Annotated in this window: 21 protein-coding genes; 7 read left to right on the top strand and 14 right to left on the bottom strand. The window is 69.0% G+C overall.

Features of this window, described 5'->3' with window-relative positions:
- Nucleotides 1–74: 74 nt before the first annotated feature.
- The 9 genes from ABZV38_RS29075 to ABZV38_RS29035 all read right to left on the bottom strand — a co-directional run bounded on the left by ABZV38_RS29075 (nucleotide 75) and on the right by ABZV38_RS29035 (nucleotide 8,888).
- Complete coding sequence (locus ABZV38_RS29075) at nucleotides 75–656, bottom strand: hypothetical protein (RefSeq protein WP_356331412.1); 582 nt, start codon at nucleotides 654–656, stop codon at nucleotides 75–77.
- Between the two features lie 143 nt (nucleotides 657–799).
- Nucleotides 800–1,489 (bottom strand): hypothetical protein, encoded by a 690-nt coding sequence (locus tag ABZV38_RS29070; RefSeq protein WP_356331411.1) that lies wholly within the window; start codon nucleotides 1,487–1,489, stop codon nucleotides 800–802.
- Nucleotides 1,490–1,555: 66 nt separating this feature from the next.
- A complete protein-coding gene (locus ABZV38_RS29065; RefSeq protein WP_356331410.1) occupies nucleotides 1,556–3,064 on the bottom strand; it encodes an ATP-binding protein in 1,509 nt (502 codons plus the stop codon).
- A 26-nt stretch (nucleotides 3,065–3,090) separates the two neighbouring features.
- Nucleotides 3,091–3,543 carry a DUF6238 family protein gene (locus tag ABZV38_RS29060; RefSeq protein WP_356331409.1) on the bottom strand — a complete coding sequence of 151 codons (453 nt, stop codon included), beginning with the start codon at nucleotides 3,541–3,543 and terminating at the stop codon, nucleotides 3,091–3,093.
- A gap of 42 nt (nucleotides 3,544–3,585) precedes the next feature.
- The gene (locus tag ABZV38_RS29055; protein WP_356331408.1) at nucleotides 3,586–5,058 is read right to left on the bottom strand and encodes an SCO6880 family protein; all 1,473 of its coding nucleotides are present in this window, start codon (nucleotides 5,056–5,058) and stop codon (nucleotides 3,586–3,588) included.
- Between the two features lie 147 nt (nucleotides 5,059–5,205).
- Complete coding sequence (locus ABZV38_RS29050; protein WP_356331407.1) at nucleotides 5,206–6,639, bottom strand: ATP-binding protein; 1,434 nt, start codon at nucleotides 6,637–6,639, stop codon at nucleotides 5,206–5,208.
- Nucleotides 6,640–6,666: 27 nt separating this feature from the next.
- Entirely contained in the window at nucleotides 6,667–7,356 is a 690-nt protein-coding gene (locus ABZV38_RS29045; RefSeq protein WP_356331406.1) for a hypothetical protein, read from the bottom strand.
- On the bottom strand, nucleotides 7,356–7,664 hold the full coding sequence (locus ABZV38_RS29040; protein WP_114247234.1) for a DUF6112 family protein: 309 nt from the start codon (nucleotides 7,662–7,664) through the stop codon (nucleotides 7,356–7,358). The genes ABZV38_RS29045 and ABZV38_RS29040 overlap by 1 nt, the downstream gene beginning before the upstream one ends.
- Nucleotides 7,665–7,754: 90 nt before the next feature.
- Nucleotides 7,755–8,888 (bottom strand): C40 family peptidase, encoded by a 1,134-nt coding sequence (locus tag ABZV38_RS29035; RefSeq protein ID WP_356331405.1) that lies wholly within the window; start codon nucleotides 8,886–8,888, stop codon nucleotides 7,755–7,757.
- A gap of 562 nt (nucleotides 8,889–9,450) precedes the next feature.
- Here ABZV38_RS29035 and ABZV38_RS29030 point away from each other — a divergent pair.
- Nucleotides 9,451–10,197 carry a site-specific DNA-methyltransferase gene (locus ABZV38_RS29030; RefSeq protein ID WP_356331404.1) on the top strand — a complete coding sequence of 249 codons (747 nt, stop codon included), beginning with the start codon at nucleotides 9,451–9,453 and terminating at the stop codon, nucleotides 10,195–10,197.
- 168 nt (nucleotides 10,198–10,365) lie between these two features.
- Nucleotides 10,366–11,712: an endonuclease domain-containing protein gene (locus ABZV38_RS29025; protein WP_356331403.1), complete on the top strand. Its 1,347-nt coding sequence runs from the start codon at nucleotides 10,366–10,368 to the stop codon at nucleotides 11,710–11,712.
- A 350-nt stretch (nucleotides 11,713–12,062) separates the two neighbouring features.
- Here ABZV38_RS29025 and ABZV38_RS29020 read toward each other — a convergent pair whose 3' ends face one another.
- Nucleotides 12,063–13,745 (bottom strand): recombinase family protein, encoded by a 1,683-nt coding sequence (locus ABZV38_RS29020; RefSeq protein WP_356331402.1) that lies wholly within the window; start codon nucleotides 13,743–13,745, stop codon nucleotides 12,063–12,065.
- A 42-nt stretch (nucleotides 13,746–13,787) separates the two neighbouring features.
- Between ABZV38_RS29020 and ychF the strand changes: the two genes are divergently transcribed.
- Nucleotides 13,788–14,876, top strand: coding sequence for a redox-regulated ATPase YchF (ychF, locus tag ABZV38_RS29015; RefSeq protein WP_356331401.1), 1,089 nt, complete (start codon nucleotides 13,788–13,790; stop codon nucleotides 14,874–14,876).
- Nucleotides 14,877–14,985: 109 nt separating this feature from the next.
- On the opposite strand, the gene ABZV38_RS29010 is transcribed toward ychF, so the two are convergent.
- Both ABZV38_RS29010 and ABZV38_RS29005 read right to left on the bottom strand, forming a co-directional pair.
- A complete protein-coding gene (locus ABZV38_RS29010; RefSeq protein WP_356331400.1) occupies nucleotides 14,986–16,104 on the bottom strand; it encodes a site-specific integrase in 1,119 nt (372 codons plus the stop codon).
- Nucleotides 16,105–16,125: 21 nt separating this feature from the next.
- Nucleotides 16,126–16,629 carry a helix-turn-helix transcriptional regulator gene (locus ABZV38_RS29005; RefSeq protein ID WP_356331399.1) on the bottom strand — a complete coding sequence of 168 codons (504 nt, stop codon included), beginning with the start codon at nucleotides 16,627–16,629 and terminating at the stop codon, nucleotides 16,126–16,128.
- A gap of 123 nt (nucleotides 16,630–16,752) precedes the next feature.
- Here ABZV38_RS29005 and ABZV38_RS29000 point away from each other — a divergent pair, with 123 nt between their 5' ends.
- The 4 genes from ABZV38_RS29000 (at nucleotide 16,753) to ABZV38_RS28985 (ending at nucleotide 21,294) form a co-directional block, all read left to right on the top strand.
- Complete coding sequence (locus tag ABZV38_RS29000) at nucleotides 16,753–16,950, top strand: helix-turn-helix domain-containing protein (RefSeq protein WP_356331398.1); 198 nt, start codon at nucleotides 16,753–16,755, stop codon at nucleotides 16,948–16,950.
- A 568-nt stretch (nucleotides 16,951–17,518) separates the two neighbouring features.
- Nucleotides 17,519–18,706, top strand: coding sequence for a DUF3631 domain-containing protein (locus ABZV38_RS28995; protein WP_356331397.1), 1,188 nt, complete (start codon nucleotides 17,519–17,521; stop codon nucleotides 18,704–18,706).
- Between the two features lie 322 nt (nucleotides 18,707–19,028).
- Nucleotides 19,029–19,607, top strand: coding sequence for a plasmid mobilization relaxosome protein MobC (gene mobC / locus ABZV38_RS28990; RefSeq protein WP_356331416.1), 579 nt, complete (start codon nucleotides 19,029–19,031; stop codon nucleotides 19,605–19,607).
- Complete coding sequence (locus tag ABZV38_RS28985) at nucleotides 19,597–21,294, top strand: mobilization protein (RefSeq protein ID WP_356331396.1); 1,698 nt, start codon at nucleotides 19,597–19,599, stop codon at nucleotides 21,292–21,294. Before mobC ends, ABZV38_RS28985 begins: the two co-directional genes overlap by 11 nt.
- Nucleotides 21,295–21,345: 51 nt before the next feature.
- On the opposite strand, the gene ABZV38_RS28980 is transcribed toward ABZV38_RS28985, so the two are convergent.
- Entirely contained in the window at nucleotides 21,346–21,723 is a 378-nt protein-coding gene (locus ABZV38_RS28980) for a VOC family protein (RefSeq protein ID WP_356331395.1), read from the bottom strand.
- Nucleotides 21,724–21,959: 236 nt separating this feature from the next.
- Nucleotides 21,960–22,538, bottom strand: a complete 579-nt coding sequence (locus tag ABZV38_RS28975; RefSeq protein ID WP_356331394.1) for an HAD domain-containing protein — start codon at nucleotides 22,536–22,538, stop codon at nucleotides 21,960–21,962.
- Between the last annotated feature and the right edge of the window lie 15 nt (nucleotides 22,539–22,553).

Here is a 22,553-nt window from a genome sequence, read left to right as displayed (position 1 = left end):
CGGGGAGCGCGGTGGTCGAGGGCCGGAATGGTTCTGCTGGCGAGGGGCACGGGGTACTCCGAGGCGGAAAGCGGTCAGCGACCGGGCGCGGACGGGACATGGGCGGGCGGCGGTACGGGGCGTACGGCCGAAGCCGCAGACCTCGGTGCCGCGGGCGTGTACTGGGCGGTCGGTGAGAGTGCGCGGGCGGCACTCACTCGCGACGAGGCGGCGTCCGGTCGTGGAGGAAGACCGAGCTGATCGAGGTGCCCGTCGATGGCGTCCAGCAGGCTGACCGCGCTGCCGCCGTGCCGGGCATGGGGGCCGCCTGGCTCCGAGTCGTAGATCACTTCATGGACTGTGTAGTCGTCGGGATGCCCGCGGGTCACCAGCCAGCTTTCGGGGCGCCCGGGTGGGTGGTCGGTCGGCGGTTCCTGGGGCGGCGAGATGCTCAGCGAGCTGCCGTCTGGGAGGGCGATGCGGACGATGTAGTCGCTGAGCCCGTACTCGACAGTGCACTCCAGGCCGCGCTGCCGAAGGGGCGCGGTGAGGTGGCCGTACCCGTGCGCAGGTCCCGGCATGTCGGCAGTCGCCTGCTGGGGGAGCAGTTCGCTGGGGTGAGCGGTGATGGGCGGGTCCTCCTGCTGGAGTGGAACCAGGGGTGGATCGGAATGCATAGGGCTTCTCCCTGGCTGGGTGCCCCGGCGGCCGACGGCGCGAGCCGCAGGCACGTGGAGCTGGTAGGGGCGAGGGGCGTGGCGTTCCACGAGGATGCGGCGATCGGCCGGTTTGGTCCCGCCGGAACTCGGTGCTATCGACGTCAGCGGGAATGACGTGGGGGCTTCGGGTGCGACGCCGGTGGTGCGGGAGGCGAAGCGGGCGAGGCCTCGCGGTTGCCGAGAGCGGAGCGAGCGAGGGCCACCTGGGCTCGGTCGTTCTGCGAGGGCCGATCGGGATCCGCCTGCTCGGCCAAGTAGCTGGCAGCCCGAGCGAGTGCCGGGCCTTGAAGGGACAACTCGTCGGCGTAGCGCCAGCCTTCGGAGTTGCGGATCTCCTGCGCATGGCTTGCATAGATCTCCCGTGAGCCAGGGAGCGAGTCGTCCATGAGCGCCATGACCTGGTCCCACTCGTGCCGGACCTGGCCTGCCCGTTCCAGAGTGGTGTCGATCCCGCGCAGCTGCCGGAGGTCCTCGCTGACCGGCCCCTCGACGTAGTCGGCACCGTGGGCGGCGGCACGGACTCCCGCCAGGACCTCGGGGCCGTAGGTGAGGAAGACCTCGACGTGTTGCCAGGCCTCTGCGTCACGGGTCACCTTGCCGTCGGCGTAGCCCTTCTCGTCGATGGGCCAGCCGTCCTCGTCGCAGAAGGAGTCCGAGACCGCGTCCCAGGTGTCGGATGCCTGCCTGATGCCGGCGGCGGCGGAGGCGAGCGCCGGGATGTGCTGCCTCCATGCCAGTTGATCGGTGGCCGTCAGGGGCTGGCCGTCATGGGAAGCGGGATAAATGAGCATGATTGGTCCTCGTTCTTGTGCTGGCGCCTGCCGGGAGGGTGTTAGCGAGCAGACGAACCCACGGGCTTATGCCGACATGCGGGCGTCGGTGTCGAACAGTTCGCGCTCGGCCGGGTGCAGGATGTGCTGCGTGATGAAGGAGCGGCCTGCGACTTTCCACAGGCCTCGGCCCTTGGTCAGGGCGGAGACTGCCTGGGTCTCGACGCCGGTCAGGCCGAGCAGCGAAGCGGCTGCGGCGAGTTGGTCGGGTTCCTGGCGGTAGATGATGCGGGTGGAGCAGTCGGCGAGGAGCCCCTCCGCCAGCACCCGGCCGCGTGAGCCGGCATCGCCTGCCGAGAGCAGATCAGACAACCGGTGGATGACCATGAGGTTGGCGATGCCGAGGCCGCGGGAGAGTTTCCACTGGGACTGCATGCGTTCCAGCAGGCCGACGTGCCGCATCACGCGCCACGCTTCGTCGTAGATCACCCAGCGTCGGCCGCCGTCCGGGTCGGCGAGTGCGGATTCCATCCATGCCGAGGCGCAGGTCATGGCCAGGACCAGGGCGGTGTCGTCGCCGGAGCCGCCGAGGCGGGAGAGGTCGATGGACAGCATCGGGGTGGCCGGGTCGAAGGTCACGGTCGAGGGGGCGTCGAACATGCCGCTCAGGTCGCCGTGCACCAGGCGGCGCAGGGCGTGTGCGAGGTCCTGTGCGGCGGGTCCCATGTGTCCGGCCTGGTCGCCTAGGGCCCGGTCGAGGCGCTCGGGCGAGCCGAGGGCGTGCGCGATCTCGCCGAGCAGCGGCACCGTGCCGTCGGCGTTGGCCTCGGCGACGACCAGGTCGAGCGCGAGGTCCAGGGCCGTGTGCTCCATGGGCAGGAGGTCGCGCTTGAGGACGGTGCGGGCGAGGCCGGCCAGGAGCAGGAGGCGGCGCTTTCGGACCTCGGTTACCCAGTCGCTCTCGCTCACTGAGACGGGCCGGGCCGGGGCATCCAGCGGGTTCAGCCTGCCGGGGAGTCCCGGCCCCAGGGCGATGCTGTAGCCGCCGAGAGCCTGTGCGACAGCCGTCCACTCGCCCTTGGGGTCGCAGGGCACGTAGACCCGGTAGCCGTGGGCGATCGCCCGAGTGGCTATCGACTTGGCCAGCGCACTCTTGCCCATGCCGATGATCCCTGCCAGGACGGCGTTTGGGTTGGTGAAGCCCTCGATCCTGCCGCTGCTGTACAGCGAGAACGGGTCGTAGCAGAAGGCTGCTTCGGCGTGTACGTCGCGGCCGATGAAGATGCCCTCCGCGCCCAGGCCGCCCTCCGCGAGGAAGGGGTAGGCCCCGGACACGGTGGCGGTGGTCATCCGGTGGGCGGGCAGGCGCAGTTTGCCACCCCGAGCCGAGGAGGAGCCGGGGCGCCCGGACGACGGGAAGACCGGGCGCAGCTCCGGATCGAGGAATTCCGCGGCACGGTGCTTGGGGGGCGCGGCGCCGGCCAGGCGCGCCTGACGACGGGCCTCGGCGAAACCGCTTCGGGCGGCCCGCTGCTCGGCACGGGTCGCCTTGCGGGGGACGAACAGGTGGGAGGCGCTGGCGCGGGTGCGGGGCATGAACGTTCTCCAAGTGGAAGGCGGGGTTAGTGGCGTACGAGGCCGGTGAACGGTGCGTGCAGGTCGGCAGGGGTGGTGCGGCGGCGCACGAGGCGCGCGGTGCGCTGGTGGCGCTGGCAGACGGTCAGCTCGGGCGCCCCTTCGGGCAGGGTGGCCCGGCACGCCTCGGGTTCGGGCACTTCGCCGGAGTCCGGCCGGGGCACCGCGTGGTAGGCGGTGTGGATGTGGTCGGCGGCCTGCCAGGCCCTGGTGCGGGCGGCACGGAGGGCGTCGCCCTCAACAGGGACGAGCTGTCCCGTGCGGGAGGCGTGAGCGTCGAGCAGTTCGTACAGTGAGACGAGATGGGCGTGCAGGGCGTCCAGCTCGGGGCGGGTGGTGACGAGCGGACCGCCCGGGATGTTGAGCGCGCGGTGGAAGTCGAGCGCGGCGGTGGCGAAGGGCACGAAGTTCTGCGCGGTCGTACTGGCGGTGCGGGACATGCGGGCGCTCTTTCACAGGAGAAAAGGGGACGAAGGCCGGTTTCAGACGGTGCGGGCGAGCGGCATGGCGGCGGCGGTGAACGCCTCGGCCTGCTGCCAGGTGAGCGGCCGAAGATCGAGCTGCGCGCCGACGGCTGCGGTTTCCACGACCGCGCAGGCGGAGCGGAGTTCCTCCTCGGAGTCGGCCGAGACGGTCAGCAGTCCGGTCAACGCGACGTCCGCGTGCCCCGCGATGAGCTGGCGTTCACGGGACTTGATGTCCTGGTACTCGATCGAGTCCGCCTCGGAGTCGACCTGCCCACGCCGCGTCCGTTCCGCAGCATCCGCGATCACGCTGGCCTTCCTGCGCTGGACGTCACGCAGAGCGGAGTCCAGGCCCTTCGGCTCGTACGACAACGACAGCGTGCGCCGCACCCCGGCGGTGAACAGGAGCTGGTGCAGGAAGCCGGCCGAGGTTTCGGTGCGGGGCCAGTTCTCTATCCAGTACGTGGCGTGGACGGCCGAGTCGGTAGCGATGTGATCCGCCTTCTCGACGACCACGACCGGGCCGGCGGCAGCGGGCTCCGCCTCGGGGTGGCCGCTGACCGACCAACGGTCCAGTGCGGAGAGCGCCTTGGGGTCGTACGCGGTTCGAACGACAGCCGCGATCTCGCGAGCGGTGAGCCAACCCGTGGGGTTGAGCCCGGCGGTCCGTGCGGCCTGGTCGAACGTCGAGGTCAGTTGGCCCAGGACGTTGAAGGATCCGGTGAGGCCGCCTCCGGCCTGGTTGATCAGGCGGCGTGCCGCCTTGGCGTCCAGCGACACGGCGACGTACGCCTCGTGCGGTGCCGCGGCCGGGCCCGCGCTCCGGATCAGTTCGCCGTAGATCGCACCGGCCATGGGGGTGTCGGGCCGGCCGTTCTCCTCCCAGTACCGGCGCAGCGCGTCGCCGGAGTCCGGGACGGTGCGCTCGATCACCTGGATCCTGGCTACCTGGCCGGTACGGGCCAGAGCGGCCAGGGCGCGTCCCCAGCCGCTGACGTTGGCGTTCTGCGTACCGGGGTCGAGCAGAGCGTAGGCGCGGGAGGAGACCTTGACGACGGCGGTCAGCGTGCCCGTGTGCGGGTCGTGGACCGCGCCGTAGCGGCGGTCGGGTGCGGTGACCACACGCAGACTGGCCGCTGTGCCGGGCAGGTGGAGGAGCCCTTCGCGGACCGGGCGGTGCGAGGGGCGGGTGAGCCAGACCAACTGCTTGCGCAGCCGGCGGACCACGTATCGGGTGACGATCGGAGTCCAGTCGGCCAGGGCACGGCCTCGGTGGCGGACGAAGACGAGAAGGGCGATGGCGGCCCATACCGGAATGAGTTCGAGAGCGCCGACCACTCCGCGGGCGAGGATCACGGAGAGCAGGAGCAGACCGGCGAGGCCGACGATGATCAGCTGCGTGGCGGTCAGGCCGAGCAGGATGCCGCGCCTGCTGCGGTGCGGGAACTTCACGGTGGCCGTGGTGGTTTCGGCCGGGGGTTTGACGGACATGGCGGTTCCAGACGGTGGGAGCGGACGGAGGGCGAGGTGTGCGGTGCTCTTCTTCTGGAGGACACGGCGAGGCTCCGTTTCTCCTGGCCGGTGTGCGAGGGGAGCGGGGGCGGGCTGTGAGTGCAGCCCGCCCCCGGTTGTGGTTGGTCAGGAACCCGAGGGCGGCCGGGTGGGTTGCTGTATCCAGCTCGTCGGCGTCGGGGAACCGGTCGCCGACGGCTCCGTCGAGGACGGTGGCGGTGAGGCAGGGCCGCTCGGTCCCTCCCCGGGCGCAGGGCCGGCGGGGGACGCGGCACCGGCACGGACGACGCTGCTGTCCGGAGCCGACGTGCCGGCGAGCCGAGCATCCGACGCGCCTCCTTCGGCTCCCTCCGTTTCGCCCTCGCTGGATCGGGTGATGAGCGGCGGGATGCCAGGGCGCTGGATCAGGGCGCGGCCCTTGTCGCCGGTGGCGTTCGGGTCCTCGCCGTAGCGGAAGCTGGTCTGCGGCTTGGGTGGGCCGGCGTCGATGCCCTCCTTGCTGAGGTTGCCACCGGCGGGGTTGATGCCGGAGGCGACACCGTCGGTGCCCGCGCCCGGTACCTGGCTCGGACCCTGCGGCGAAGGGCCACCGGCACTGGCACCGGTGCCGGCTCGCATCGCCATGCTGCCCGCGGTCTTCGCGGCCCCCGCGGCGACCGCCATGCCGGCGATGCCGGTGCGGTGCAGGTCGTCGTGTCCGCCGCCGTCGCTCGCCCAGTGGACGAACTTGTATGTGGCGTACGGGCACAGCAAGACCAGGACCATCACGACGATGCCGGCCATCGCGTCGGACAGGGCGGCCATGCCGTCGTGGGCATCCGACTTGCCCATCGCCGAGACGCCGATGAGGAAGACCACGGTCATCAACAGTTTCGAGACGACCAGAGTGGCGGTGGCCTCGATCCAGCCACGCCGCCACCGCTTGGCGACCTCCCAGCCTCCGCCGGCTCCCGCGAAGACGGCGAGGGAGACCATAACGAGGACGCCGACCTTGCGCGCGACCATGACGCCCCAGTACAAGAACGCGCCGATCGCGCATCCCAGGGCGACCATGGCTGGGACTCCCCAGCCCAGGCCGTACATCGCCCCCAGCTCGGTGACCTTCACCACTCGGCGGATCGCGTCGTCGACCGAGCTTTTGGCCGCTTGGAACAGGCCGTCGGACAAGGCGTCGACCACGGTGATGGCGACGGAGGTGAAGGCGATGGCACAGAAGCTGAACAGGACACCGGTCATGGTGCCGATCGCTGCCTGGGCCAAGGCTCGCTCGTCGCGTCGCCAGGCCGCGAGCATCAACTGGATGCAGAACGTGCCGACGGTCAGCGCGAGCCCGATGGGCAGCAGCAGTTCGTAGTTCTCCCGGAACCACGACGCGTTGAGGTCGATGGCGGTGGTCGCGTTGACGGTCCTGGCGGCGAGATCAGCCGCGCTGGCGGCCAGTTCACCCATGGACTTCGCGATCCATGCCCCGATGCCGTCGGTGACGGCCCCGGCGGGATTGGTGGCGAAGTCGACAGCGCCGCAGACCTTGTCCATCAGCGGAAAGTCGCAGACTCCCATGGTGGTACCTCCTTTCCGGGCTGGGGATCAGGGCGCGACTGACGGCATGACGCCAGCCAGGGCGCAGGGACGGTCGGGCCGGCACTGGACCGCGAGGGTGGTGACGCGGTTCTCCGCACCACCGGCGGGCGAGCCGTTCCAGGCGATCGACTGCTTGCCGGAGACGGTCACCGCGTAGACGTACGCCTGCGTGATCGTCCCCGGGGCCGCCTGAAGAGCCTGGGTGAACGCGTCCGGGAAGTGCCCCTCGTTCACGGTCGCAGTGGCGAACTGACCGTTGACGGCCATGTTCTTCCACAGCACGGGCGAGGGAACGACCGCGTCGACCGAGTCGCGGTCGGCGTACTTGCTCTCGGTGGTCAGCCACGCGTGCAGAGAGGTCAGCAACTCCACCTGGGAGTACGCGCGGGTGTCGTAGGACCACAGAGCTGTGGCGGCTGCCTTTCCGAACGCGATCGGATCGTGCGTGTCCGGTGGGACCGGGAGGGCGGCGGAGCTTGTGATCGGCGACGGCGACCCGGCCGGCGAAACGGCCGGGGCAGAGGGGGAGACCGAAGTCGCCTGAGTTTCAGGGGGCTTGGCGGATTCCCTGCCGTCGCGGGTGAGGTAGGCGGCCAGACCGGCCAGGGCGACGAGCACTACCAGGACGGCGGTGCCGAGCAGCGCCCGGCGGCGCACGCTCGATGCGCCGCCGGGGTTCAAGGAGCGGGAAGACATCAGTGGACCTGCGTCCCCAGCGTGCTGAAGAATGCCACCACACCGTTCGCCGCACCCAACAGCAGCGCCGCACCGGCGCTGACCAGCACACCCTTCTTGCCGTTGGCCTCGGCCTGGTGGCCGCCGGAGTGGTGGCCCCACGCCCATACGCCCGCACTGACGGCGAGCGCGCCGACCACGGCGATGATGCCGAAGAGGTTGATGGAGCCCATCACCTGCTTGAGGACGGCCAGGCCGGGCAGCCCGCCCTCGTTCGGCTTGATCCCGGGGTCGTAGGCGAGCTGGACGACCTTGTCAGCGAGATACATATAAGAACTCCAGTTCGATTCGAAGCGCGTCAAAGCCCGAGCGGGCGGAGCGGCGGTGCGAGAGAGGAAAGGGGGCGAAGGAAGGGCAGGTCAGGTGACCCGGCGGACCGCGAGAATCTGCGACTTCCAGGACGCGAGGGTCGCGATGCGGACCACGTCACCGGTGTGGGGGGCGTGGATGATCAGGCCATGGCCGATGAACATGCCGACATGCTCCGGAGAGTTGGCCGTCCCCTCGGTGAAGAGGAGATCACCTGGCCGGAGAGCGTCGACCGGTACCGACTTGCCGTCCTTGACCTGCGTGTACGTCGTCCGAGTCAAGGTGACCCCGCCAGCCTTGTACGCCTGCTGCATCAGCGAGGAGCAGTCACACCGGCCCATGGGGTCGGACCCATGGGAGTCGGTGCAGCTCCCGCCCCACTGGTACGGGGTGTCGAGCTGGCCGAGTGCCCAGCGGATCGCCGTCTGGATCTCGCGCGGAGCATCCGCGGGAATCTCGTACCCGTCAGGCACCGCGCCCGCCGGGATGGTCCCGAAGTCGGTACCGTCCTCGTCCGTCGTGCAGCCGCCCGCAGTGCTGGTGGTGCTCACCGAACCGGGTGTCGAAGGAGTCGTCGACGCTCGGTCGATCTTCGACAGCAAGGGGTCGATCGCCTGCTGCAACGCGGTGGCCAGTGGCTCCCACTTGGCGTAAGCCTCCGGGAAGCCGGACCTCTGCACCGCCTGAGCGGCCTGGGTGACAGAGAGGGACTGCCAGCCCGAGACCTTCTTCAGCCCCTCGTAGAACTTGGTCGAGGCATGCACCGGGTTGAGGATCTCGTTCGCGGTGCCCCATCCCTGCGACGGACGCTGTTGGAACAGCCCCAGCGAATCACGGTCGCCGTAGGTCAGGTTCCGCAGTCCGCTCTCCTGCAAGGCCGTGGCCAGGGCCACGACCTGCCCACGGGCCGGAACGTTCATCGCGACGCCGGTGGCCTGGATCGTCTTGGCGTTGGGCACCTGATCCGCCGGAACATCCAGTCCCGGCACCGAGACCGCGTCCTTTCCGCCGCCGTCCAGGATCGCCTTCACCTGAGCGGCGACGGCCGAGGTATCCACAGCCGGTGTACGGCCGGTCGAGCAGGAGGCCGAAGCCGCCCCAGCGCCGATGGCGAGGATCGGAACCGCCAGGAGTAGCGGACCGGCCGCGAAGAGACCGACGACGGCTCCAGTGGTCTTCTTCATCGGAGACACCGCTCACCGAGACGGTGATACCGGCCGGACAGCGTTGTTGGGTCGGGACGCGGGGGTATCAGGACATGCTGCATCGCAGCGGCTCCTCGATGTTCGTAGGAGGCGTGGTGCCGGCTTCTCGTGCACAGCCGCCGGCACCACGCCGATGTGAATCCGCCTCACAGGGCGGGCCCAGGCCACAGGAGTTGGTAGCTCCCGGATGCTGGTCGCAATTGATGGGCGGCAGTCGGCCGCGCTCGTAATCTCAGGCGGTACACGGGATCTCCTCACGGCTTCAGGAAAGAAGGGCCAACGGGATTGCCACGTTGCTCGCCCGAACGAGACAACACGGATAAGCGCAGGTCAACGGGTGCGAAACGAGGTTCCGACCTGGTGACGTGGCGAGACAGTAGACCGGGATTCCGGCCGCACCAAACGGTTCCCGAGCCCGACCCAGGTGCCTGAAACGGCTCGTTAGGTGCGGCCGGAACTCGCGGTTAACCTCCGGCGCAGCCCCGCTCAACGCCGTCCAGAGCGGGCGCAGTCCTGCCGCGCCCTGAAAGAGGACCCGCACATGAGTTACACGCTGCACCGAGGCGATGCCCTTACCGTGTTGAAGTCCCTCCCGGACGAGCGTGTCAACGCCGTCATCACCGACCCGCCGTACAACTCCGGCGGGCGCACCAGCTCGGACCGCACCGGCCGCACCGCTCGCGCGAAGTACGTCACCAGCGGATCCACGCACGACCTGCAGAACTTCCCCGGAGAGAACCGGGACCAGCGGAGCTATCGGAGCTGGCTCACCGCCCTGCTCACCGAGGCGTACCGGGCGTCCACCGAGCACGCGGTGGCCCTCGTCTTCTCGGACTGGCGTCAGGAGCCGACCACATCCGACGCTCTGCAGATGGCGGGCTGGACATGGAGCGGAACGATTCCGTGGATCAAGCCGGCCAGCCGACCACGCAAGGGCGGGTTCAAGCAGTCGGCCGAGTTCATCACGTGGGGCGTCAAGGGCAGCCTGGCCAAGGACCGGGATCTCTACCTACCCGGCCACTTCATTGCCTCCCAGCCCCGCAAGGACCGGGTACACATCACCCAGAAGCCGATCGAGATTATGCGGCAACTCGTACAGATCTGCCCCGAAGGCGGCACCGTCCTCGACCCCTTCACCGGCAGCGGCTCCACAGGAATCGCCGCCCTGCGCGAAGGCCGGCAGTTCGTGGGCGTCGAGCTGTCCTCGCACTACGCCGACGTAGCTGAACAGCGGCTCCGCGCGGAGCTGACGAAGGGCGACTTCACCCTGGCCGGACCGGAGGAATGAACATGAGAGCGGAGAGTCCGGAGCCGACAGGCCGCAGACGCCGAAGGGCGGCTGGTGCATCGAGAACCCGATGCACCAGCCGCCCTTCTCCTTGTGGCAGACCGTCTCGGACGCCCGGTGGATCAACGGGCAAGCCGTTGCCGCCCTACCGGTCGATATCCTGTCGGCATGTCGGAGCGTGTCATCCCCAGTCGCGCGGACGGCCTGATCACGCTGGCTGCCGCAGACGCGCTGTGGACCGGTTTGACGGTCGACAGCGCCATACCAACAGCCTCCGGGGCATTCGCCCATCTCCCTGCCCTTGCCCAGGCGGGATACATCCTGCTCGGCAGCCACGTGGTGGCCACGGTGACGGCGAGCAACGGCCAGTGGAGTGTTCCGGAGGCTGAAGTGCGCAGGGCGGCCGCGGAACTGGCCGCGGTGGAAATGGACCGACGCGACCTGGTCCGCATCGGCCCGTTCGGCAGGGCGCCGAGACAGGAAAACAACGAGGAAACGCCGCTGCGTTGGCGCCAACGCATCGCGGCGGAACTGCAGGAACCGGACGGCCCCGAACAGACAGCAGGACGTGATGAAGCCCGCCGGCCATACCCCCTGGCAGGGATCGACTGGCCACAGATGCTCGTGGAGCAGACCCGCGACGGGACACCACGCACATGGTGGCTGCCGCGCGCCGTGGTCAGACTGCTGGACGCGGCCGAGCACGCCGAAACGCAGTGGATACGAACCGCACGGACCCGCCAGACAAGCCCAGCCGCCACCGAACCGCCCTCCCACCCCCGACAGACCGAAGACGCCGACAGCAGACTGAAGACGAGCACCAAGACCCCCACCGCCTCACTACGCCCGTACGGCAAAGAGCTGGAAGGCCAGCTGTACTCGGTACTCAGCAGAAAGCCCGACACCTCCCGCAAAGTGGCCGAATGGGCGTGCGCCGTCTGCCGCACCGCACCCGCCACCGTCCTCGACCACTGCCACGAACACGGCTACGTCCGCGCCCCTGTCTGCCAGTCCTGCAACACACAAGAACGCCCCGACCACCTCTACAGCAACGACATCCGCGTCGCGAACCGCTACACACGCCTCTTCCACACCGACGCCGACCACTGGCTCCGCCACTGGCACCGCTGCCCCGGCTGCCGCGCCCGCACCACCCTGCCCCTGCCCCACCTCGCCGCCTGGACCGCCCACACCGCCTGCCGACCGCTGCGCCCGACCCACCGCGCCTCCGGCGGGCGCAAGCCCTGCGGCGCCCTGCGCGTGTCCTGGACGGGCAGTCAGAACGCGCCCCGTTCATGCCTCATCACGGTCGTCGTCGACTTCTGCCCCTCCGGCGAGCACCGTGTCCTGGCACGAGTCCCCTACCGCGAAGCCGCCGAGCGGTTTCGCACCTGGTTGGCCGACACGGCCCCTGTCGTAGCCGCCGCGGCCGGTCCCGACCGCCTGGACGGCCTCCCTGCCCAGTTCCGGCCCGTCATCGTGGACACCAGCGGAGAGGACCTGGAACTGTTCTGAGCGGACACAGGAATGCCTGAAACCCCACCGTCAGCACGCAGACGCAAGTTCGGGCTCTGTCTCACATCTGGTAGTACCGGACAGTCTTGCCGTGGCCATTGAGCGCTCAGTGGGGCAGTGAGGCTGCCCCCCAGGGGTGCGCATCTATCATTCTTTCCCGGCCTGGCCAAACCCTCGGATCTCCGGATCCTGACCAGGCCGTCGCCAGTCCCGCGACGCGGTTCACGTCCTGCCGCCGGGAGTTCCTGCATGCCGCCGATTCCGAATCTTCGTATCGCCACCGCCACCGACGACCCGTGGAGCCGGTTCTACGAGTTCATCGGTTACGCGGTCGGACAACAGTGGAGGGATCAGGGCGCATCGCTCAGTTCCTCCAGCGGCTCGTCCTCGACGCGGGCAACCGCCGCCCCGCCGAAGGCGCGCCCTGGAGCCGGCAAGGCCGCCTGAGGGCTGTACTTTTCGGCATCTTCGATCGGGATGATCCGCACCTTGTCCTTCGTGCCACGAGGCCCGGGGCGGACCGCGATTCGGTGGACGACCATCGACAGGGCTTGCCGCTTCGCCCAGGCCTCCAGCCCCTCCCACTCGGTGAGGATGCCCCGGAACACCTGTGGGTTCGGGGCTACGGCCGGCACCGGCACGTTCTCCCGCTGCTCGATCTGCCCTTCCAACTTGGCGATCGCTTCGGTCAGCTCCCGATAGCGGTGCTCGTAGCTCTCCAGCTTGATCATGCCCTTGGTGTAGAGGGTGACCAGCCGCTCCAGTTCGGCGTTCCGCTCGTTGAGCTGGGCATACCGATCGACTTCGACGGGCCGTGCCACCGGGGTCGCCGCTGCCTCCCTGGCCGAAGCCGCCGCGATGGTGTCTCCCTCCGGAGTGACCCGCGACGCCAGGAACGAGCGGACTGCCTCTTCCACGACGGTGAGGAGCACCGTGCCACCCGAACACGTGGCCCCGCGCACCTTCGCCGAGCAGCGGAAGAACACCGAAATCCCGCTGTCACCGTTCTTCCTCTTGTACTTCGTGCTCCCGGACACCATGCGCCAGCCGCAAAGATCACAGTAGATCAGCCCCGTCACACTGTGAGCGGGCGCATTGTCCCGCGAGCTGCCCGCCCTGTTTCCCCGCCGCGCCTTGTACGCAGTCCAGAGAGCCTCGGGAACGAGCGGATCGTGAATCCCCTTGATCCACTCGATGCCGGGAGCATCCACGTGGCTGCTCCCGAGCTCCTTTCGGTACTTGGTCGGCTGGTGGCGTACGTATCCCGCCTGGTATCCGCTGTCGAGCATTCGGTACCACTTGCCGATGGTCAGGACCGCGCCTTCGCGCGTGCGCAGGCCGCGGGCTGTCATGTCGACCACGATGCGGTTCATTGGCTCTCCGGCCGACAGACGCTCGAACATCTCCCGTACGTAGGCGGCTTCCGACTCCTCTACGTGGAGGGCTCCCACGCGGCACTTCTCGCAACGGGAGTCAGGGTCCCCTTCCAGCGGGCGCCGGCACTTTCCGTAGCCGAATCGGAGCTGGCCGTCGTGAGTGACGCCGCGGTTGCGTCGGTGGTCGTGGGTCTCCATCCAGGATTCGCGACTGCGGTCGACTTCGTACTCGGCGACGATCAAGTGCGTGTTCCGGCCGAGCCGACCGCCGCTGCTGGAGGTGTCGATGTCCTCCTTCGCCGCCCGGATCTCTCCGCCGGCCTGTTCCAGGCGCTTGATGTTGTACGAGCTCAAGGTCGCGTCGCGCCCGAACCGTGACCAACGCCATACCAGGACGACGTCCGCTTCGCCCCGTTTAATCCGTTGAATGATCTGCTCCACCTGGCGTTTCGCGAAGTACTTGCCGCTCAGGTTGAGGTCCTGAAGGACGTCGATGACGACCATGCCCTCGCGCTCCGCCAGCGTGTTGCACGCATCGATCTGGAGTTCGGGTGAGATCTTCTCGTCCTTGTCCCTGTACCGTGATACGCGCACGTAGATGATGGCGCGCTTGGGCTGCTGTGGAAACGAGGAGCCGGTGAGCATGTCTGGAGTCACGGCCGAACCCACCCTTCTTGATCCTGAGCGGACGTTTGTGTCATGAGTACTAGTATCGGAATCGTCGGTCTGCCGAATGTCGGCAAGTCGACCCTGTTCAACGCCCTGACCAAGAACGACGTGCTGGCGGCCAACTACCCGTTCGCCACGATCGAGCCGAACGTCGGAGTCGTCGGCGTCCCGGACGCCCGCCTGAACAAGCTGGCCGAGATCTTCAGCTCGCAGCGCCTGCTCCCGGCCACTGTCGACTTCGTCGACATCGCGGGCATCGTCCGCGGCGCGAGCGAGGGCGAGGGCCTGGGCAACAAGTTCCTCGCGAACATCCGCGAGTCGGACGCGATCTGCCAGGTCATCCGGGCCTTCAAGGACGAGAACGTCGTCCACGTCGACGGCAAGGTCTCGCCCAAGGACGACATCGAGACGATCAACACCGAGCTGATCCTCGCCGACCTCCAGTCCATCGAGAAGGCCGTCCCGCGCCTCACGAAGGAGTCCCGCCTCCAGAAGGAGAAGGTCGCGGTCCTCGCCACGGTCGAGGAGGCGCAGCAGATCCTGGAGTCCGGCGAGACCCTCTTCGCCGCGGGCATCACCGCAGGCACGGAGAAGGGCAAGCTCCTCCACGAGCTGCACCTCCTCACCACCAAGCCCTTCCTCTATGTCTTCAACGTCGACGAGGACGAGCTGGTCGACGAGGACTTCAAGAACGAACAGCGCGCCCTGGTCGCCCCCGCTGAGGCGATCTTCCTCAACGCCAAGATCGAGTCCGAGCTGATCGAGCTCGACGACGACGAGGCCCTCGAACTCCTCCAGTCCATGGGCCAGGAAGAACCCGGCCTGGCCACCCTCGGCCGCGTCGGCTTCGACACCCTCGGCCTGCAGACGTACCTCACGGCAGGTCCGAAGGAAGCCCGCGCCTGGACGATCAAGAAGGGCGCCACGGCCCCCGAGGCGGCCGGTGTCATCCACACCGACTTCCAGAAGGGCTTCATCAAGGCGGAGATCATCTCTTTCGAGGACCTGGTGGAAACGGGCTCGGTCGTCGAGGCCCGCGCGAAGGGCAAGGCTCGCATGGAGGGCAAGGAGTACGTGATGCAGGACGGCGACGTGGTGGAGTTCCGCTTCAACGTCTGATACGTCTGGCGAAAGGCCGTCTGACCTGCGGCGGAGCGGGTTGGGCGGCCTTTGTGGTCCGCACAGAGTCCGCAGCGGGCTGACTTCGGTCAGCGCGCAGGGGTAGCGGCTACGCCGCTTCGTCGACCTGTGGCTGGGCATCGGCGGACTGGTCCGCGTACGCCTTGTCGACGGCGGCCCGGGTCCGCTCCTCGGAATCGGGCCACAGGTGGGTGTAGATGTTCAGCGTCATGGCCGCGTTGGTGTGGCCGAGGCGCTCGGAGACCGTCTTCACGGACTCGCCGTGCTTGATCAGCAGGCTGGCGTAGTGGTGCCGCAGGGCATGAGGCCCGGTGCCCTTCGCTATGCCGGCCTTCGTGCAGGCGGGGCGCCAGGACCCGTCCATGAAGTGCGTGTAGACCACGGGCCCGCCTTGTGGCGCCGTGAAGATCCAGCCCTCAGGCCCATCGGCGGGGAAGTCCCGCAGGTGGGCCTTCATCGCATCCACCGCCATGCGGGGGAGCGGCACCGTGCGGTGCGAGCGAGCGGTCTTCGGCGGGCCGACGTACACGCCGTGCTTGGCCGTCTGCTGGATCTGCTGCTCCACCGAGACCGTGGCGTGCAGTAGGTCGAGGTGCCGGAGCTGGAGCCCGAAGAGCTCACCAGGGCGGAGCCCGGTGGCCGCGCCGAGCAGCACGAGGCCCTTGTATCGGGCGGGTATCTCCTCGGACAGCGTCCGCACCTGCTCGACGGCCAACGGCACGATCTTCTTCCGGGGTACCGAGGGCAGCTTCGCCTCGGCGCACGGGTTGTGAGGGATCATGCGGTCACGGACTGCCGCCCGGAAGACGGCGTTGACCGTGTTGAAGACCGTCCGAGTGGTGCTGGCGGCCAGCCCGTGCGTGGTGGTCAGAATGGCGACCCAGCTCTGTACGTCGCCGGGCTTGATGGCGCCGAGTGCCCGCTTCTCCCAGGCCGGATAGACGTAGCAGCGCAGGTGCTGGGCCACCGCCTTGGCCGTGGAAGGCCGGTGCGGCTGGATGGCCCGCCATTCCTCCGCGTATTCCTTGAAGGGCTTCTTCGCCGACCGAGGGTCGACGTACTGCCCGGTGACCACGCTCGCTGTGACCTCGTCGAGCCATCGCTGGGCGTCGACCTTGCGGTCGAAGTGGCGGGCGTGTTCCTTGCCGTCGAGGTCTCGGTAGCGGGCGCGCCATTTGCCGTTGGGGCGCTTTTGGATGTTGGCCAAGTCGGTGCTCCTTCTGGTCGGTTATCGGTAGTGGCCTCCCGCCTCGATGTCGGCGGTGAGGGTGCGGGCGTCCCGCTCGTCCCCCATGAGGCGAAGGCACTGCTGGTGGATGGCGCGGGCGGCGTCGGGACGGGCCTGGATGTACTCGGCCGTCGCGGCGACGGCACTGTGCAGGCGGTCCTGCGCGTCGCGGGACTCGTAGTACGCCTCGACCGCCTCCTGGACGAGGCGTCTGCCGTCCATGTCGATGCCTTCGAGCGGCGGTGACATGAGCTCTTCGAGGGGCAGCTCGAAGACCCGGGAGAAGGCGAGTGCCTCGTCGAGGTTGATGCGCCGGCGCGGCTCCCCGTTCTCGATGCGCCAGACCGCGGTCTGGTTCATCTTCACGCCGGCCTTGGTCACGCGTTCGGCCAGCTCGGTCGTGCTCCAGCCCCGCACTTCGCGCTCCAGTGCCACGCGTGCCGCGACGTTGCCCTCGCTGTAGAGCAGGGGCACCTCGCCACTGTTCGCCCTGTCGTCCGGCATCCCGTCTCCCATCATCACCATCACTATCCCAATTGAAACATGCCCTTGCCGATTTGGTTAACCGGGGATCGTCGGGTACATCTGATGCAGATCGCATCACTGTCTAGCCGAATGGGAAATTGCATGGTCCGGTACCTGACCACCGCCGAAGTCGCCGAGCGCTACCGCACGGCAGATAGCACCGTCCGCTACTGGCGGCAGATCGGGAAGGGACCGCGCGGCATCAAGGTCGGCAAGCGGGTCCTGTACCCCGAGGCCGAGCTGCTGCGCTACGAGGAGGCGCTGACCGGCGGCCAGGACGAGTGGGGCACCGCCGCGTGAAGGGCTGCCGGTCACTGTCCCTGCGGCTGGCAGCACAACGGCCCCCGGTGAGCCAACACCGAGGGCCGCGGATTCCCCAGCTGATCGCCCATCCCTGAACGAACGAGTCGGTGAGAAGCGGGACCTAGCCCGTCCTGCTTCTCACCGGAGAGGAACATCTATGGAGGACTCTACGTCCCCCGCCACCTGGCCTGCCGTCGCGGTCCCCGGCGCCGGGATCCCCTGGGACCGCGACGCCGACCGTCCCGCCGACTCGGCAGTCAGGGACCGTCCCCACGGCGAGGTGCCCGGTCCCCGTCCCCCGCAGGACGCCGTCCCCGCACCCGCTGACAGCGACAAACCGCAGGTCAGCGGCGTGAATTCGGGGACCGGTCCCGGTCCCCGCGATGCGGGAGTTACACCAGGGGACCGCCAAGGGGACGGTGATCACGGTCCCCGCCGGCCTGCGGGGACGGACGGTCCCGGACGCGGATCGGGGACGGAGCGGCATGCCGTCCCCGTCCCCGCGAGCGCGTCGAGCGCTGGGGACGGTGGGACCGCTGAAGCCTCGGCGGCTGGGGACGGCGCGGTGCTGCTGGACGAGTTGCGGGCGGCGATCGGCAAGTACGTGGTGCTGCCCGGCGAGGAGGCGCTGACCGCGGTCACTCTGTGGGTGGCGGCCACGCACATCCAGGCCGCGCTTCAGCATGCTCCCCGTCTGGCCGTGATCAGCCCGACGAAGGGGTGCGGCAAGTCCCGTGTGCTGGATGTGCTCTACGAGACCGTCCATGACCCGATGATGACCGTGAACACCTCACCGGCGGTTATCTTCCGCACCATCGGCAAGATCCCTCCGACCCTGCTGGTGGACGAGGCCGACACCATCTTCGGCCCCAAGGCCAGCGGCGACAGCGAGATCCTGCGCGGTCTGTTGAACGCCGGTCACCAGCGCAACCGGCCCGCTTGGCGGATCTCGGGACCGGAGCACAAGCCCACCCCGTTCCCCACCTTCGCGATGGCCGCGATCGCCGGCATCGGTGACCTGCCCGACACCATCACCGACCGGTCGGTCGTGCTGCGGATGCAGAAGCGCAAGCCCGGTGAGAAGGTAGCCCCGTTCCGCTCGCGGTACGCGGCACCCGAACTCAACGCCCTGCGTGACCGGCTGGCCGCCTGGCTGGGGCCGCTGCGGAGCGAAGCCGGCCGCCTCGTGCCCGACATGCCGGTGGAGGACCGGGCGGCGGACACCTGGGAGCCACTGGTCATCGTCGCCGACCTGGCCGGCGGTCACTGGCCCTCCCGGGCTCGTGCCGCGTGCGTGGCCATGACCCGCTTCGAGGCGGTCCAGGACGAGCAGACCAGCCTGAAGACGCGGCTCCTGCGCGACATCCACCGCATCTTCGAACGGGCGAACAACCCTCAGGCCCTGGCCTCCCAGGACCTGGTCGCCGCACTGATCCAGGACGCCGAGGCGCCGTGGGCGGAACACGGCACCAAGGGACTGAACGCGTACCACCTGGGCAACCTGCTGCGGGACTTCGGCATCTACCCGGCCAACCACCGCTTCGAGGGCGGCAGGCAGTCCAAGGCATACGCACGCAACCGGTTCCTGGACGCCTGGGCCCGCCACTGCCCCGACCTCCCCCCAAGCGCACACGAACCCGCCCACGGCATCACGCCCCCGCGCGACGCGCAGGGCAAGCCGCCCTCCGGCCCGGCGGGTTCACTCCCTGCCGGGCCGCCCAGCGGTCCCGTCGGACCGAAGCGGGCTCGCTGATCCCACCGGGGACGTAGTCCGTATCTCTCCGTCGCATCCGTCCCCGCGCAGGTCAGCGCGGGGACGGACTCTCTCGCCGGGACGGACGTATCCGTACCTGCCCGCCTGTCCGTACCTGCGCTGACCAGCCGTGCGACGGATGCGACGGATGCGACGCGCCCCGATCCCCTGCCAATGGAGCACCACCATGCGTACTGACAGCGACACCGACTCCACTCCTTCCCGCCGCCGGGGATGGTTCACCCGGGGACGACGATCAGCAGCAAGCTGGAGCGAACGAGCCTCTAACGAGGCTTTGTCCGCGCTTGCCTCCGCCCCGGGGGTGGCGGAGGAGGAGGCCGGGCGCCAGGGGGCGCCCGAGTCGGAGGAGGGTGCAGCCGAGACCAGCTGCCCGCCCGCATTCGACTCCGTCGCCGCTCGCGCTCAACCACCGGCCGATGTCCAGCAGCCCGCCGAGCAGCCCTCCTGGCGGGATCTCGAAGCCCCCGTCCTGCCCGCGCCGATGAACCGCAAGCGCACCGTGGAGAAACGCGACCAGGAGAAGACCATCCGCTTCACACGAACCGCGGTCCAAGTGATCAGCGCCGCAGCCCACGAGCGGGGTCAGAAGTTCGCCGGATTCGTCGGCGACGCCGCCCTGGCCGTCGCCCTCGGCAAGTCAGCGCTGACCGGCAGCCCCGAGGACGACCCCCTGCGCCCGCTCATCGAGGCCGTCGAGGCCCACACGGTCGCCCTGAACCGCATCGGCAACAACCTCAACCAGATCACCACCGCCATCCACCAAGGAACCGTCCCCGAGCAGGCCGAGGCGGTACTGGACCACGTCGAGCAAGCGGCCCAGAACAGCTACCGGCTCATCGACCAGCTCCTGACAGAAGGAGGCGTGGCACATGGTTCCTGACGTCTCCACCGGCTCCGACAGCCGCGGACTGATCGCCTACCTCTTCGGCCCCGGCCGCCGCGACGAACACACCGACGCACACATCGTCGCCGCCTGGGACATGGCCGGCGCCCCCGACCCCGGCCGCAACCCCGAAGCCACCTACACCCACCTCGCCAGGCGCCTCGACCACCACGTCGACCTACGCACCCGGGAACTCGGCGGCAAGAAGCCACCCCAACACGTCTGGCACTGCCCCGTCCGCACCGCCCCCGGCGACCGCTACCTCACCGACACCGAGTGGGCCGAAGTCGCCCGCCGCATCGTGCACGCCACCGGCATCGCCCCCGAAGGCGACACCAAGGCATGCCGATGGATCGCCGTGCGCCACGCCGACGACCACATCCACATCATGGCCACCACCGTCCGCGCCGACGGCCGCCGCCCCCGCACCCACCGCGACGGCCAGCGCGCCCAAGCCGAATGCCGCAAGATCGAAGCCGAGTTCGGCCTGCGTCGCCTGAAGTCCGGCGACCTCACCGCGCCCCGCACCCCCACCGGCGCCGAACGCGCCAAGGCCGAACGCCGGGGCCAGACAGTCACGGCACGGCAGTGCCTGCGCGAACAGGCATACGCCGTCGCCGCCGCCGTACGCACCGAAGCCGACTACTTCACCGTGCTGGAATCCCTCGGCATCAAGGTCAAGACACGCCTCGGCCCCGAGACCGGCGACGTGATCGGCTACAGCCTCGCCGCCCCCGGCGACACCAACGCAGCCGGCGCCCCCGTCTGGTACGGCGGCTCCAAACTGGCCCCCGACCTCTCCATCAACCGCCTACGCGAACGCCTCCCCCACCAGGACGTAGCCGACCACCCCCGCGGCGTGGACCCCGCCAAACCATGGCGCCACATCACCACCGCACTGGACGCGGCAGGCACCGCCCTCCACACCGCAGACGACGCCACCGCCCAGGGATACCTCTCCGCCTTCGGTGACACCCTCCACAACATCGCCGCCGCCACGACCAGCCCCCACCAGACCGAACTCCAGGCGGCAGCAACGGCGTTCAACCGCGCACGCCGCTCCGCCACCCGCGCCGACCACCAAACCGCCACCGCCCTGCGCCAAGCCGCAAAGGAACTCGCCTACGCCTCCAACGAGCCAGGCGGACTCGCCATCGCCCTGCTCTTCGCCACCGTGCAACTGGCCCGCGCCGCCGCCAAATGGCACCAGCAGCGCGGCCACCAACAGCAGGCCGCCGCAGCCGAAGAAGCCCTCCGCCACCTCCAGTCGGCATACCAGCAGGCCGCCACACCAGCCCTGACCGACCTCGCCCGCCGCGCACCACACGCCTCAACCATCAACCGCTTCGAACAAGACCTACGAACAGCACTCCCCGACCACGCCGACCGTATCCTCACCGACCCCGCCTGGCCCGCCCTGACCACAACCCTCGCGCGCGCCGAAACAGCCGGCCACACCCCACGACGCCTGCTGGCCGAGGTGGCAGCCCAGAGGGAACTGGACACCGCCGAACACCCCGCAGAGGTCCTCAAGTGGCGCATCACAGCCCAACCGAACAAGCGCCAACAGGCAGCCCGCCGACGAAGCACCACCAACGGCACATCGCCGCTGCCGTCTCTCGCACACAATCCCGCGACCGGCCCGGCGGCCCAGCGACCCGAGGAACGCAAACAGCGCCGCTAGCTGCCCCACAGAAGTGGGCAGTCCCAGCTGAGAAGGAGAGCGATGTCGTGACTACACCCCTGGGGCAGCACTGGCTGGAGGGACGAATACGCAGAACTCATTACCCTCCGGGTCGGACACGACGACCCAGCGGAAGCCGTGTTCGCTCTGTTCCTGAGAGATTCTCTGGGCGCCGAGCTGTTGGAGACGTTCGACCTCGGCGTCCAGTTCCTCGGTGCCAAAGTCGAGGTCGAGGTGCATCCGGTTCTTCACCTGCTTTGGTTCCGGAACCTGCTGCAGGAGAAGGGTGGGTGCGGAAGCGGGACCAACCAAACTCAGATAGGGCGGTCCGTCGAAGCCCCGCCGGTATTCCAGCGGGGCGAGGGCAGCGAGCCAGAACTCTGCCTGCGCTTTGGTGTCAACACAGTCCAGAGTTACGACGATCTGCATGACGGAACGGTAGGGGGCTGAGACCGCTTTGGCGATCCGATTTCGATGGGGCTCTCGCTCCAGTTCATGCGAGGGCCTACAGCGGTCTGCTCCAGCGGGTCCCGTGGCTGGGGCCGGTCGCCCCCGGGAGCGGGCTGTGCCGCTGCGTCCACGGGGTGCTCGGGCTGGGTGTATCTCAATACCTCTGACGTGAAGGCGGCGAGCACCCTACGCTCTGGGCCGTGTGACGCCGCCAATTACTGGACAGCGCGTAGCCCTCTGAGCGCCGCTGGCGCACCATTCCGTGTGGACAGTTGCCCTGCCCACACCCGGACCTTGGCCAGGTGTTCGGACAGTAGTCCGGAACGGGGGTCAGGCTGGATCAAGAGGGTCGCGGTACCGCGAGCAATCCGCTCCGCGGCCCAGGCGTGGTCAAGGCTGGTGAAGTCGTCGTCGATCCACACCGCCGGGGCACTGCCCAGCCACGCGTCGACGTGATCTCGTTTCCATAGGTAGCCGTTGGGGTGGCTGGTGGTGATCTGGGGGCGTGGCAGGTCGACATGGGGCAGGGGCGGGAGGTCGAGGAGGGGGCCGATCAGGGTGGTGGCGTCCTGTCGCCAGCCGGTGCACCAGACCGGTGTGACGAGGCCGGAACGGATCACGTCCATGAGCATGGGGCCGTGGGCTGGGTCGAGCCAGACGGTGACTGGGTTCTCGGCGCTGCGGCCGGTGGGGACGACGTCGTGGCGGATGTGGGTGTCCGGGATCGAGCCGTGCTCGTCGGGGAAGGGTATGAGGACACCGTCGATGTCGAGGAGCAGGTAGGGCGGGCGCATCGGTTCCTCCAGGGA

This window comes from Streptomyces sp. NPDC005181 (genome assembly GCF_040608395.1).
Lineage (GTDB): Bacteria > Actinomycetota > Actinomycetes > Streptomycetales > Streptomycetaceae > Streptomyces.
The sequence above is the reverse complement of the archived record's forward strand: the minus strand, read 5'-3'. Positions and strand labels throughout refer to the sequence as shown.